The sequence below is a fragment of the Streptosporangium sp. NPDC048886 genome, assembly GCF_055586905.1.
The window spans coordinates 1-12,874 of the sequence record NZ_JBVJHH010000035.1 but is presented as its reverse complement, the minus strand read 5'-3'; the positions used below and the strand labels follow the sequence as shown (position 1 = coordinate 12,874).

Here is a 12,874-nt window from a genome sequence, read left to right as displayed (position 1 = left end):
CGACCTTTCCGAGCGGAGGCAGCACGAGATGACAGCCGTCAGTGAGCAGACCGTAGAGCGCGTGGAGGAGATCCTCCCCTACCGCGCCTTCCACGTCCGGGTCCTGCGGACGCTGCGGCTCAGCCCGAGCTTCGTCCGGGTGACCTTCGGCGGCGAGGAGCTGTCGGCCTTCGCCGACAACGGGTTCGACCAGCGGATCAAGCTGATCCTCCCGCTGCCCGACGGCGGCTTCACCCCTCTCGGCGACGGGGCCGACTGGTACCAGCGGTGGCGGGCGCTCCCGCCGGAGCTGCGCAACCCGATCCGCACCTACACCGTGCGGGCCGTACGGCCGCGCCGGTGCGAGCTCGACGTCGACTTCGTGCTGCACGGCGAGGCCGGTCCCGCCTCCCGCTGGGCGACCCACGCCGCCCCCGGGCACCGGGCCGTGGTCGTCGGCCCCAACGCGGCCTGCCCCGGGCCGACCGGCGGCCAGGAATGGGCCCCGCCGGCCGGGGCCACGCGCCTGCTGCTGGCCGGTGACGAGACGGCCGTCCCCGCCATCGCCGCCATCGCCGAGAGCCTCTCCGGCGACGTGCGGGCCACCGTCCTGCTGGAGGTGCCGGAGCGCGCCGACGCGCTCCCCCTCGACGTACGGCCGGGCGTGGAGGTCACCTGGCTGCCCCGCGAGGGGGCCCGCCACGGCGAACTGCTCGGCCCGGCCGTCCGCGAGGCCGTCGACGGGATCACCCTGACGGGCGGCGAGGCCGCCGGCCCGCTGGAGGACGTCGACATCGACACGGAGATCCTGTGGGAGATCCCCCGGCCCTCCGGTCGCGAGGGCCTGTACGCCTGGCTGGCCGGCGAGGCGGGCGTGGTCAAGCTGCTCCGCCGCCACCTCGTGCAGGAGGCCGGGGTCGACCGCTCGTCGGTGGCGTTCATGGGCTACTGGCGGCTGGGACGCGCGGAGATCGACTGAGCGCCGGAGCCGCTCCCGTGGAGCCCGCCGGCGGGCCGGCCGCAGCCGCCGCCACCCGCGGCCGGCACCGGTGGTAGCCCGGCGGACTCCGGGTAGTGACCGGTGCATGACGGTCACCGGATTCACTGGGCGGGTCACGGCGTCGTGGACCCGGGCCCGCCACCGCCACGGCTGGCTGGACCACCTGGCCCGCGCCGGCGTGCGCTACGACCAGACGGACGGTGGACGGCTGTCGGCCGCTCTCACCTATTACTCGTTCTTCGCGCTGTTCGCGCTCGCCCTGCTGAGCTTCGCGATCATCGGGCACGTCCTGGACGATCCGCAGGTGATACGCACGGTGCAGCGCTATCTCACCGACAACTTCCCCCGCCTCGACGTGCAGGCGCTGCGCGACGCCCGGAGCACGGCCGGGCTGGTCGCCCTCGTCGGCATGCCGGTCACCGGCCTGTTCTGGATGGACACCCTGCGCTCGGCGATCAGGGCGATCTGGCGGATCGAGGAGTATCCGGGCCGCTTCCTGCTGCGCCAGCTCATCGACCTGGGCGTGCTGGCCGGGCTCGGGGCCCTGCTGTCGGCCTCGCTCGCGGTCGCCTTCGCCGCCGAGGCGCTGCTCGACTGGCTGCTGGTGCACACCGTGGGCGCCGACGACGCCCCGGCCCGGTGGCTGACGTCCGTGGTCGCTTTCCTGCTCGGCTTCGGGGTGAACACCCTGCTGGCGGCCGCCCTGCTGACCGCGCCCCCGCGGCTGCGGCTGCCGCTGCGCCGGGTCCTCGGGCCCGCGCTGTTCGTCAGCCTCGGCCTGGAGGTCCTCAAAACCCTCGGCCAGTTCTATCTGGAGCTCACCGCGGCCAACCCCGCCTACCAGGTCGTGGCCGGCGCCGTCGCGCTGCTGGCCTTCCTCAAGATCCTCAATCAGATCATCCTGTTCGCCGCCGCGCTCACCGCCACCAGCACCGCCGGGGACATCGTCGACCTGGCCGTCCGCCGCGCGCCCTCCGTTCCGGCGGCCCTGACCTGATCCTCGTCCGTCCCCGCGGGCACGCCGGGCCGCGGCGGGCGCGGGTGTGCGAACATGGCCGGGAACACCGATCGCCTCACGGAACGGGGCCGATCCTCCCGGAGAGAAGGGCGCCCGCATGCCTCACGGCGGACCGTCCGACACGGCGCGCCTGACGGCCGACGGCCTCCGGCTGCCGCCGCTGACGCGCTGCCTGGCCGGGCAGGGCTGGCGGACCGTCACCTCGGGCCCGGCGGACCTGGCCGTGGAGGCGACCGGCGACGGCTACGAGGCGGCCTTCGACGGCGAGGGTCACTGGTTCGCCTCGCTGGCCGAGCTCGCCGGCTGGGCCGGACCGCCGGCGGCCCGGCGGTCACCGGGCCTGCGCCCGGCCGAGACCCGCGTGGTCGCCGAGACGATGGCCGACGTGTCGGCCATCGGCCCGTTCTTCGCCGTCTCGACGGACCCCGCGCAGGAGGCCGACCCGGCCTGGCGCCCGCTCACCGCGCTCTACGCCGACGTCGGCGCCCTGCGTGCCCGGATCCGCGACGTCGGGCGGCTGCTGGGCACCGGCGAGGCGAGAGTCGCCGCCTCGATCCTGTTCCAGGGACTGGCCGCCCGGCTCTGGTCACCGGTCGTCGGCGCGGCCTCCGTCCGGGCCGTGCTGCCGGACCTGGCCCCCGCCGGCGTCCGCTGGCGGCCCGCCGCCGGCGGCCCGCTCCCGCTGTGGGCGCCCCGCCCGGCCGGTTGGGAGATCGCCGACCCCGGCCGGGCCGCCGGGCTGATCCACCGCAACGTGGTGACCGAGCTGCTCGGACCGCTGGCCGAGGCCGTACAGGAGATCACCGGGGTCGCCCCGGGGCTGCTGTGGGGCAACGCGGCCTCCGCCCTGGCCGGGACCCTGTCGGCCATCGCGGGCGAGCGGCCGGACGCCGTCTCCCGGGCCGCCCCGCTCACCCGTGAGCTGCTGGCCCTCGGGGTCCTGGAGGGGACGGGCGAGCTGGCCGAGCCGGCCCCCGGCCGTCATCTCTTCGTCCGGCACAGCTGCTGCCTTTACTACCGCGTGCCCGGCGGCGGCAAGTGCGGCGACTGCGCCCTGCTGGACCCCGAGATCCGCCGCGGCCAGTGGGCGCGGGCCGTACGGCAGGCCGGCGCGGCCCCCTGACCCGGGCTGTCCGGATTGCACCGATACTGGAACGGTGCTGAGCAGTCACCGCCTGCGGGTGCTTCGGGAGGTTTTCCGGACGGGGAGCATCGCGGGAGCCGCGCGCACCCTGCGGCTCTCGCCGTCCGCCGTGTCCCACCAGCTGTCCAGGTTGGAGGAGGAGGCGGGGGTCGGCCTGGTCGAGCGGGGCGCGCAGAGCCTGCGGCTGACCGCGGCCGGGCGGCGGCTCGCGACCCGGGCGCAGGAGGTGCTCGACATCATCGAGGCCGCCGAGAAGGACCTGCTGGCGCAGGCCCGGGCCGACGCCGGGCAGCTCCGGATCGGGTTCTTCGCCTCCGCGGGCTACCGGCTGCTGCCGCTGGCGCTGTCGACCTTCACCGCCCGCCATCCCGCCGTGGAGCTCGACCTGGTGCTCGGCCAGCCGCACGAGCTCCTGCCCGACCTGGAGAGGGGCGCGCTCGACATCCTGGTGGTCTTCGAGCACGCGCTCGACCCCTGGAAGCCGCCGGAGGGGGTCGAGGTCGCCCACCTGTTCGACGAGCCGCAGCTCCTGGTCGTGCCGTCGGGTCATCCGGCGGGGCAGCGGCAGCGGGTACGGCTCGCCGACCTGGCCGACGAACCGTGGATCACCACGTACGGCACCGACACGCCGGTGTCGGTATTGGAACGGGCCAGCGCGCTGGAGGGGTTCAATCCGATGATCCGCTGCCGCAGCGACCACTACGAGGTCACGCTCGGGCTGGTCAGGGCGGGCCTGGGGGTGGCCCTGGTGCCCAGCCTCGGCGCGCAGGGCGCGGCGGGCATCCAAGTGTGCCGGCTGGACGGGCCCCGCCTCTTCCGCAGGATCGGCGCCGCCGTCCGCCCGACCAACCCCAACCCGGCGCTGCGCTCCTTCATCGACTACCTGCGCGACGCCTCGGCCCAGATGCGCAACGCCCTGCGCTGAGACTCCGGGTCCGGCGCCCGGGCCACGAGCGGGAGCGCCGGCCGCCGCACCAGGCCTGACCTGGCCTGGAGGCGTCCATCGGCTCCCACAGCCGGCCATGGGATGATCACACTCCTCACATCATTATGTCCTGACATAATGATGTGCTATTGCTTTGTCGTAAATTCATCGTTACGTTCTTGTGCGACAGCATCCCCCAAACGAGGAGGCGCAATGCGTCCCCTGCCCAGGCTTTTCCTGGCAGTCCTGACGTGCTCGCTTGTCGGAGCACTGTCTGTCCCGGCTTCGGGGCAGAGCATCCCGTCGGTGGACCCCGAGGTGGAGACCCCCGCGCTGTTCGACGACGAGGCTGGCGGCAACGCCAACGGCGACGACCCGGCCATCTGGGTCCACCCCTCCAACTCCGGCAAGAGCCTGGTGGTGGCGACGGCCAAGGAGGGCGGCCTCTACGTCTACAACCTTGACGCCGAGCAGCTCCAGCACCTGCCGGCACCCGCGGCGCCGGGGCCCGACGACGAGGGCGGTCGTTTCAACAACGTCGACGTCACCTACGGCTTCGGCGGGCGGGACCTCGCGGTCGTCTCCGACCGCGGCCGGGACCAGCTCCGGATCTACGCCATCGCGCAGGGCCAGCTGACCGACGTGACGGACCCGGCGGCGCCGTTCGTGTTCAACACCACCCAGTCGCAGGTCAACGACGGGGAGACGGCGTACGGCCTGACCACCTGGAAGGACTCCACCGGCACCTACGCTCTGGTCAGCCGCCGGCACACGACCTCGATCGGCCTGGTCAAGCTCCTTCCCAAGCCGAACGGCAAGGTCGGCTACCAGGTCGTCAGGACGCTGAACCTGCCCGCGTCGTTCGCCCTGCCGAACGGCCAGAGCTGGACCCCCTGCGACGAGCCGGACAGGACGCCGCAGGTCGAGGGCATGGTCGTGGACCAGCAGACCGACGTGCTCTACGCGGCCCAGGAGGACGTCGGCATCTGGCGGATGCGGGCCGACCTCACCGGGACGCCGACGCTCATGGACAAGGTCCGCGATTACGGCGTGCCCGCCACCTACGACCCGGCGACGGAGGAGTGCACGCCCGGCGTGGACCCCGGCTACGGCGGCCAGCACCTGTCGGCCGACGCCGAAGGCCTCACGATCTACTACCGGGACGACCAGAAGGGCTACCTGCTGGCCTCCAGCCAGGGCGACAGCACCTTCGCCGCCTACCGCAAGGAGGGCTCCAACGCCTACCTCGGCCAGTTCCGCGTCGGGACGCACGACGGCGTCGACGGCGTCGAGCACAGCGACGGCTCGACCGTGCTGAACGTCCCGCTGGGTGACTTCGACGAGGGCATGTTCATCGCGCACGACGGCGCCAACACGCCGGCCGTGCCCGACCGGGAGAACACGAACTTCAAGTTCGTCGGCTGGGAAGGCATCGCCGACGGGCTCGACCTTGACGTCGACACCGACGGCTGGGACCCCCGCGACTGAGGATGAGTGAAGCCCCCGGCCGGACGGGGCGCTTTCCAGTGGTCGTCGCAACACGATGATCACTTAATGGTGGAGAAGCACAGCGAGGCGCTCGGCTGGGACATCCCAGCCGGGCGCCTTTCGCGGTCCGGCGGTCAATTCGGCGGCGACGGCGTCGATTCGCTCTCGGCCGTGGACTGACAGGTCCCTTCCCTCGGGGAGGCGCCGGCGCGGCAGGCCGCCGGCGTTCCCGGTCGAGCCGCGCCGCCAGGGGCCGGCCGGGCCTCGGAAGCGGACGGGCGGGTCGGCGGCGACGTCGAACCCGTGGTGACGGCCTGTCCCGCCGCCTTGGCCCCCGCTCAGGGAGCGTTTGAGCCGGACCGGCAGCGTGGCCGTGGCCCCGGTCGGGGCGGCGCGCATGCTCTCGGCGCCGCGGACGCCGCCGCACTCGACGGGCAGGTGGACGGGCATCACGTAGCGGGTGGCGCGCCCGACCAGGGCGCCGACGGCCGACGCCTGGTCCTCGCCGATGGTCGGCCGCCCTTGGACGTGGAGCGCCTGGTAGGCGGTCTCGTGGCACACATGCGTCTCCGCGCGCTCGGGAAGGCTTCTGCGCAGGCTCGGGGCGATCCGCTGAGGTGGCGGAACGCGAAAGAAGGGGGCACCGCCGGTCGTCTGACCGGCGGTGCCCCCTTCTTTCGCGCCTTGTCCTCTTTCTCGCCTTGTCCGGCGCCGAGCCGTTGCGCCGCCCCTTCCCGGTACGCCGGTCGATCCCGGCGATTCCCGGCACGTCTCACGGCCGCTGAAATCCTGATTCACAAGGCGGAAGCACTCCTCCCGCTCCGCGGTCAGCTTCTTCCGCCTCTGCGGGGATCGGATCCGGTGGATCTCGACGTCCGTCGCACGCCCCGAGTCGGGGGCCGCGACGCCACCCGGAAGGGCGGCCTGACTCGCCGGCGGCTTCTCCGTCCACCGGCTCAGCCGTGGTTGACGCGCCAGAAGTCGGAGACCGTCTGGCGGTTCTGGAGGTCGCCGAGCAGCACCTTGGGGTCGGTGTGGAAGAGCTGGGAATTCCAGTCGCCCAGGCCGGGCGGGGTGACCGGCGGTTTGACGGTGGCGTTGCCGGAGACGCCGCCCTCGCCGATCTCGTGCTTGACGCCCTCCTCGGTCATGATGAAGTGGACGTACAGCTTGGCCGCGTTGGGGTGCTTGCTCTTGGCGGCGACGGCGACGTACTTGGGATAGCTGAAGCCGACGAACGGCGTCATCCCCGTGCACGTCGCCTGGGTGTATCCCTTGTCCTCGTTGTTGCGGAACTTCGAGATCGACATGAAGCCGATCTTCTTGTCGGTGGCGCTCGGCGCGCCCACCGCACCGGAGATGTCCTCGTCGGAGCCGGTCAGCACCGGCTTGTTGACCGACATCCGCTTGATCCATTCGAAGGCGGCGCTCTTCTCCTTGGTCTCCAGCGCCTTGCCGTACTTCGCCTGGTAGGCCTGCTCCAGCGCCTGGTTGCCGTGGGCGTCCAGCTGGGTGAAGAACGACAGCACGGTCGGCTTGCCCAGCGGATCCTGCATCACCAGCTTGCCGGCCCATTCCGGCTCGGTCAGGTCCCACACGTTCTTCACCGGGCACCCGTCGGGCGACAGCTTGGTGTTGTAGGCGAAGACCGTGGCCTTCGACAGCGCGAGCAGCGGGTTCTGGTTCTCCTGCGGGATCTGGTCCTTCAGGTCGGCGGGCACCCAGGTCTGTGCCACGCCCTGCGGGATGAGCTGGCCGACCAGCACCCCGCCGTCCTCGTACATCGCCGCGTCGATCGTCACGTTGTCGGCGGCGTGCTCTCTGAGCATCTTCTCGGCGGTCTGCGGGGTGTCGGACTTCACGCCCTCCATCGCGATGCCGTACTTGTCGGTGAAAGCCTTGGCCACTTCCTCGATGTCGCCGCTGGAGTCGTAGACCAGCAGGCTGCCCTCCTTCTTGGCGGCCTCGACCAGGGTGTCCAGGTCGAAGGCCGCGTCGACCGAGGGGCCGGGCAGCGGCTTGGCCGCCGTCGTCCCAGATGGGGCGTCGGCTCCTGTGGAGGGCGCGCACGCGGCGACGGCCAGTGCCAGCAGCGCCGCAGGGATGATCTTCCGGGTACGCCTCACGATGGCGTCACTCCTCTTGCCTCTCAAGGGTCGTATGCGCCTCTCAGAGCCCCGATCCGGCGGCGCAGTGCGCTCAACGATGAGTGCCACGTGAAGTGTTTGTCAAGACATTCTTACCTTTGTGAAGCACTCGACACGATCCTGTCACATGCCACGCGCGCGGACAGCCGTCTGGTGTTGGTTAAGACATCCTGATCTCCATTAATGTCTGACCGTGACTGTGACGAGATTGGACATCGACCTCGACAGGGCGAGTCCCGTACCCCTCTACTTCCAGGTGGCCGAGCGGATCGCGGAGGCCATCCAGGCCGGCGAGCTGCTCCCAGGATCCCGGCTCGCCAACGAGATTCAACTCGCCGACCACCTGGGGCTCTCGCGCCCGACCGTCCGCCAGGCCATCCAGTACCTCGTCGACAAGGGCCTGGTGGTCCGCAAGCGCGGCGTCGGCACCCAGGTCGTGCACGGCCAGGTCAAACGGGCGGTCGAGCTCACCAGCCTCTACGACGACCTGCGCCGGGCGGGACAGGAGCCGGTCACCCGGGTGCTGACCATCGACACGGTCCCCGCCGAGGAGAGCGTCGCCGTCGCCCTCGGTGTCTCGCCGGGCGCCGAGGTGCTCCGGCTGGAGCGGCTCAGATACGCCCTCGGGGAACCGCTGGCCCTGCTGCACAACTGGCTGCCGGCCGGGTCCACCCCCCTGTCGGCCGAGGCGCTGGAACGGCATGGGCTCTACGAGCTGCTCCGCTCCACCGGCGTCCGCATGCGGGTCGCCAACCAGCGGATCGGCGCCCGCGCCGCCACTCCCGCGGAGGCCCGGCTGCTGGAGGAGCGCCGCTCCTGCCCCCTGCTCACAATGGTCCGCACGACCTATGACGACCAGGGCAGGGCCGTGGAACACGGCTCGCACGTCTACCGCGCCTCCCACTACGCCCTGGAGGTCACCCTCGTGGAGCGCTGACCACACTCCGGAACCTCACGCTGGTGATGATGATAGTTAGTCCGAATGTCAGGACAAATTCTTGACGGTTTACCTCCCGTTCATCTAGAACTGGAGGCCCCTGGACGAGGAGTCATCATGCGTGTGGGTTTGTTGGGCCTTGGTCGTATAGGCGTGTTTCACGCTGCCACCCTTTCCGCTCTTGTCGACGAGCTGGTCGTCTCCGACGCCGACCGGAGTAGGGCGGAGGAGGTGGCCGGACGGCTCAAGGCCCGCGTCGGAGACCCCTTCGACGCCGACGCCGTGGTCATCGCCACCCCCACCGCCACCCATGCGGAGTTGCTGGTAAGGGCCTGTGACCTGGGGGTGCCGGCCTTCTGTGAGAAACCCGCGGCGCCCGGCGTCGCGGAGACGATACGGGTCGCCGACGCCGCCGAACGGAGCGGGACGGTCGTGCACATCGGCTTCCAGCGCCGCTTCGACGCCGGCTACACGGCCGCGCGCGAGGCGCTGCGGAGCGGCGAGCTCGGCACGCTGCACCGGGTCCACATGATCACCGGCGACCCGGCGCCGCCGGCCCCCGACTACGTCCCCATGTCCGGCGGCATCTTCCGGGACTGCCACATCCACGACTTCGACATCCTGCGCTGGGTCACCGGCCGCGAGGTGGAGAGCGTCTACGCGACCGGCTCCAACCGGGGCGAGGCGTTCTTCGCCGAGGCCGGCGACGTCGACAACAGCGCCGCGCTGCTCACCCTGGACGACGGCACGCTGGTCACCCTGCAGGGCTCCCGCTACAACGGCGCCGGCTACGACGTGCGGATGGAGCTGGCGGGCACCCTGCGGACCCGGGCGGTCGGCCTCGACCCGCGCACGCCGCTCACCAGCACCGAGGGGCTGCAGCCGCCCGGCGAGCCGTGGCCGGACTTCCAGGCCAGGTTCGATGCCGCCTACATCGCGGAGATGAGCGCGTTCCTGGCGGCGGCACGGGGCGAGCGCGAGAGTCCCTGCACGGTCCAGGACGCCCTGGCCGCGCTCCACATCGCCGAGGCGGCGGACCTGTCCCGCCGCAACGACCGCCCGGTCCGTCTTCTGGAGGTGACCAAGTGAGGATCGCTGCGGCTCCCATCTCGTGGGGCGTGTGCGAGGTGCCGGGCTGGGGACACCAGATGCCCCGGGAAAGAGTGCTGGCCGAGATGGCGGAGCTGGGCCTGACGGCCACCGAGCTGGGCCCCGACGGTTTCCTGCCCCCGGAACCCGAGCAGCGCGCACGCCTGCTCGACGGGTACGGCCTGCGCGCGGTCGGCGGGTTCGTCCCCGTCGTCCTGCACGACCCCGGCCATGACCCGCTGCCGGGTCTGCGGGCCGCGCTGGCCTCCTTCGACGAGGAGACGGTGGTCGTCCTGGCCGCCGCCACCGGCGCCGACGGCTACGACGCGCGTCCCTCACTGGACGCGGAGGGCTGGCGGACGCTCCTGGGCAACCTGGACAGGATCCGGCGCGAGACGGCCCACCTGGTCACCCTGCACCCGCACGTCGGGACCATGGTCGAGACCAAGGACGAGGTGGAGCGGGTGCTCGACGGCAGCGCGGTCCCGCTCTGCCTGGACACCGGTCACCTGCTCATCGGCGGCACCGACCCGATGGACCTCGTCCGCGAGACCCCCGAGCGGATCGCGCACGTCCACCTCAAGGACGTCGACACCGCCCTCGCCGAGCGGGTCCGGTCCGGTGAGCTGTCCTACACCGAGGCCGTGAAGGCGGGGATCTACCGCCCGCTCGGCCGCGGCGACGTGGACGTCCCCGGCATCGTCGCCGGCCTGGGAGCCGCCGGATACGCGGGCTGGTACGTCATGGAGCAGGACGTCGTCCTCGGCTCCGAGCCGCCCGGCGGCGCGGGCCCCCTCCACGACGTCCGCGCGAGCGTGGCCTTCCTGGGGAGCCTCGCGTGACCGACGTGCTGACCATGGGGCGGGTGGGGGTGGACATCTACCCGCAGCAGGTGGGGGTGTCGCTTCGGCAGGTGGAGACCTTCGGCAAGTATCTGGGCGGCAGCCCGGTCAACGTGGCGGTGGCCGCCGCCCGGCTGGGCCGTTCCAGCGCGGTGATCACCCGGACCGGGGCCGATCCGTTCGGGCTGTTCGTCCATGACGCGCTGCGGGAGTACGGGGTCGACGACCGTTATGTCAGTGCGGTGCCGGGGCTGCCGACGCCGGTGACGTTCTGTGAGATCCGGCCGCCGGAGGACTTCCCGCTGTATTTCTACCGCTGGCCCAAGGCGCCGGATCTGGAGATCCTGGCCGAGGAGCTGGATCTGGAGGCGGTGGCCGGGAGCCGGTTGTTGTGGGCGACGGTGACGGGGTTGTGCCAGGAGCCGTCGCGGGAGGCGCACTGGGCGGCGTGGCGGGCGCGGGGACGCCGGGCGCACACGGTGCTGGATCTGGACTACCGGCCGATGTTCTGGCCGGATGTGCGGACGGCGCGGATACAGGTGCAGCGGGCGCTGGGGCAGGTGACGGTGGCGGTGGGCAATCTGGATGAGGTGGAGGTGGCCACCGGCACGCGGGACCCGTATGAGGCGGGCCGGTTGCTGCTGGAGGCGGGGGTGGAGTTGGCGATCGTCAAGCGGGGGTCGGCCGGGGTGGTCGGGATGCGCGTTGGGGAGACGGTGGAGGTGGCGCCGGTGGAGGTGGAGGTGGTCAACGGGCTGGGTGCGGGGGACGCCTTCGGTGGGGCGTTGTGTCACGCCCTGCTGGAGGGCTGGCCGTTGGAGCGGACGCTGCGGTTCGCGAACGCGGCCGGGGCGATCGTGGCCGGGCGGCTGGCGTGCGCTCCGGCGATGCCCACCCTCGACGAGATCGAGGACGTCCTGTCGGGTGAATCTCCCAGAGGCGAGACCGCACATGCGTGAGGAGGACTACCGCCGGCTGCTCGACGACCGGGCCCGATATCCGGAGCGGGTGGCCGAGGCTGCCGCCGCGCGCGGGCGCAGGCCGCTGCTGGCCGGCCGCGACCAGTTGCTGATCATCGCGGCCGACCACCCGGCGCGCGGCTCGCTCGGCGTCGGTGACCGCCCGATGGCCATGGAGAGCCGCGTCGGCCTGCTCGACCGGCTGACGAGCGCCCTGGCCAGGCCCGGCGTGGACGGGCTGCTGGCCACCCCCGACATCGTGGAGGACCTGCTGCTGCTCGGCGCGCTGGAGGGCAAGCTCGTCATCGGGTCGATGAACCGGGGCGGCGTGCAGGGCTCGGCGTTCGAGTTCGACGACCGCTTCACCGCCTACGACACCGCCTCGATCGTCCGGATGGGCCTGGACGGCGGCAAGATGCTCTGCCGGATCGGCCTGGACGACCCCGCCACCGCCGCCACCCTGGAGTCCTGCGCCGGGGCGATCACCGAGCTGGCCTCGCACGGCCTGATGGCGATGATGGAGCCGTTCTGGTCGCGGCGGGTCGGCGGCGCGGTCAGGCACGACCTGTCCCCGGAGGGGATGATCCACGCCATCAACGTCGGCCAGGGACTCGGCGCGACCTCCGCCCGCACCTGGCTGAAGATCCCGGTGATCGAGGACATGGAACGCGTCATGGAGGCCACCACGCTGCCGACCCTGCTGCTCGGCGGCGATCCCACCCAGGCGCCCGACCAGGTCTTCGACTCCTGGGGCAAGGCGCTGCGGCTGCCCGGCGTGCGGGGCCTGGTCGTCGGCCGGGCCCTGCTCTACCCGCCCGGCGACGACGTGGCGGCGTCCGTGGACACCGCGGTGAGCTTGCTGGAGACCTCATGACGCACATTCCCCGCGGCACCGCCGCCGGCGCCCCGTGGGCGGTGAAGATCACTCCCGAGTCGGCCGGGTGGACCTATGCCGGACTGCGGGTCGTGGACCTGTCCGGTGGGAGCGTGGAGTTCACCACCGGTGAGGAGGAGATGCTGGTCCTCCCCCTGTCGGGCTCGTGCGAGGTCACCGCCGACGGCCTGCGGCTGCCGCTGGCCGGCCGCACGTCGGTCTTCGATTCGGTGACCGACTTCGCCTACCTGCCGATCAGGACGTCCGCCCGGATCACCGGCACGGGCCGTTTCGCACTCCCCGCCGCCCGCGCGACCCGCCGCTTTCCCATCCGGTACGGCCCGGCGCACGAGGTGCCGGTCGAGGTGCGCGGCGCCGGCCAGGCCAGCCGCCAGGTCAACAACTTCTGCGCCCCCGACGCCTTCGACTGCGACAAGCTGATGGCGGTCGAGGTGCTCACCCCCGGCGGCAA

At 72.1% G+C, this 12,874-nt stretch carries 13 protein-coding genes; 11 read left to right on the top strand and 2 right to left on the bottom strand.

Translation table 11 applies throughout. The features are described from left to right. The first annotated feature begins 28 nt into the window (after positions 1-28). From ACZ6R6_RS34790 to ACZ6R6_RS34770, 5 genes are all read left to right on the top strand, one after another. Positions 29-958, top strand: coding sequence for a siderophore-interacting protein (locus ACZ6R6_RS34790; protein WP_470100618.1), 930 nt, complete (start codon positions 29-31; stop codon positions 956-958). Between the two features lie 106 nt (positions 959-1,064). Continuing rightward, positions 1,065-1,976, top strand: a complete 912-nt coding sequence (locus ACZ6R6_RS34785; protein ID WP_470100616.1) for a YihY/virulence factor BrkB family protein — start codon at positions 1,065-1,067, stop codon at positions 1,974-1,976. A gap of 118 nt (positions 1,977-2,094) precedes the next feature. Continuing rightward, a complete protein-coding gene (locus ACZ6R6_RS34780) occupies positions 2,095-3,120 on the top strand; it encodes a (2Fe-2S)-binding protein (RefSeq protein ID WP_470100613.1) in 1,026 nt (341 codons plus the stop codon). A gap of 34 nt (positions 3,121-3,154) precedes the next feature. Beyond that, positions 3,155-4,066, top strand: coding sequence for a LysR family transcriptional regulator (locus tag ACZ6R6_RS34775; protein WP_470100610.1), 912 nt, complete (start codon positions 3,155-3,157; stop codon positions 4,064-4,066). 306 nt (positions 4,067-4,372) lie between these two features. After that, positions 4,373-5,554: a phytase gene (locus tag ACZ6R6_RS34770; protein WP_470100608.1), complete on the top strand. Its 1,182-nt coding sequence runs from the start codon at positions 4,373-4,375 to the stop codon at positions 5,552-5,554. A gap of 63 nt (positions 5,555-5,617) precedes the next feature. Here the strand turns inward: ACZ6R6_RS34770 and ACZ6R6_RS34765 are convergent, their stop codons facing one another. Together ACZ6R6_RS34765 and ACZ6R6_RS34760 are read right to left on the bottom strand one after the other, a co-directional pair. Next, positions 5,618-6,115: a transposase gene (locus ACZ6R6_RS34765; protein ID WP_470100606.1), complete on the bottom strand. Its 498-nt coding sequence runs from the start codon at positions 6,113-6,115 to the stop codon at positions 5,618-5,620. 395 nt (positions 6,116-6,510) lie between these two features. After that, complete coding sequence (locus ACZ6R6_RS34760; protein ID WP_470100604.1) at positions 6,511-7,680, bottom strand: ABC transporter substrate-binding protein; 1,170 nt, start codon at positions 7,678-7,680, stop codon at positions 6,511-6,513. A 214-nt stretch (positions 7,681-7,894) separates the two neighbouring features. Here ACZ6R6_RS34760 and ACZ6R6_RS34755 point away from each other — a divergent pair, with 214 nt between their 5' ends. From ACZ6R6_RS34755 to ACZ6R6_RS34730, 6 genes are all read left to right on the top strand, one after another. Beyond that, on the top strand, positions 7,895-8,638 hold the full coding sequence (locus ACZ6R6_RS34755; RefSeq protein WP_470100602.1) for a GntR family transcriptional regulator: 744 nt from the start codon (positions 7,895-7,897) through the stop codon (positions 8,636-8,638). Positions 8,639-8,755: 117 nt separating this feature from the next. Continuing rightward, positions 8,756-9,727, top strand: a complete 972-nt coding sequence (locus tag ACZ6R6_RS34750; RefSeq protein ID WP_470100600.1) for a Gfo/Idh/MocA family protein — start codon at positions 8,756-8,758, stop codon at positions 9,725-9,727. Next, positions 9,724-10,569, top strand: coding sequence for a TIM barrel protein (locus ACZ6R6_RS34745; RefSeq protein ID WP_470100598.1), 846 nt, complete (start codon positions 9,724-9,726; stop codon positions 10,567-10,569). Before ACZ6R6_RS34750 ends, ACZ6R6_RS34745 begins: the two co-directional genes overlap by 4 nt. After that, positions 10,566-11,528: a 5-dehydro-2-deoxygluconokinase gene (gene iolC, locus ACZ6R6_RS34740; protein ID WP_470100596.1), complete on the top strand. Its 963-nt coding sequence runs from the start codon at positions 10,566-10,568 to the stop codon at positions 11,526-11,528. The genes ACZ6R6_RS34745 and iolC overlap by 4 nt, the downstream gene beginning before the upstream one ends. After that, complete coding sequence (locus ACZ6R6_RS34735; protein WP_470100594.1) at positions 11,521-12,402, top strand: Cgl0159 family (beta/alpha)8-fold protein; 882 nt, start codon at positions 11,521-11,523, stop codon at positions 12,400-12,402. Before iolC ends, ACZ6R6_RS34735 begins: the two co-directional genes overlap by 8 nt. Further along, positions 12,399-12,874 (top strand): 5-deoxy-glucuronate isomerase (locus tag ACZ6R6_RS34730; protein WP_470100592.1); only part of this gene is annotated, 476 nt, incomplete at its 3' end. The genes ACZ6R6_RS34735 and ACZ6R6_RS34730, both read left to right, overlap by 4 nt.

Bases quoted from the DNA above. Each gene is read 5' to 3' on its own strand.
- ACZ6R6_RS34790 (WP_470100618.1), top strand. From the start codon at position 29: ATGACAGCCGTCAGTGAGCAGACCGTAGAGCGCGTGGAGGAGATCCTC.
- ACZ6R6_RS34785 (WP_470100616.1), top strand. From the start codon at position 1,065: ATGACGGTCACCGGATTCACTGGGCGGGTCACGGCGTCGTGGACCCGG.
- ACZ6R6_RS34780 (WP_470100613.1), top strand. From the start codon at position 2,095: ATGCCTCACGGCGGACCGTCCGACACGGCGCGCCTGACGGCCGACGGC.
- ACZ6R6_RS34750 (WP_470100600.1), top strand. From the start codon at position 8,756: ATGCGTGTGGGTTTGTTGGGCCTTGGTCGTATAGGCGTGTTTCACGCT.
- ACZ6R6_RS34735 (WP_470100594.1), top strand. From the start codon at position 11,521: ATGCGTGAGGAGGACTACCGCCGGCTGCTCGACGACCGGGCCCGATAT.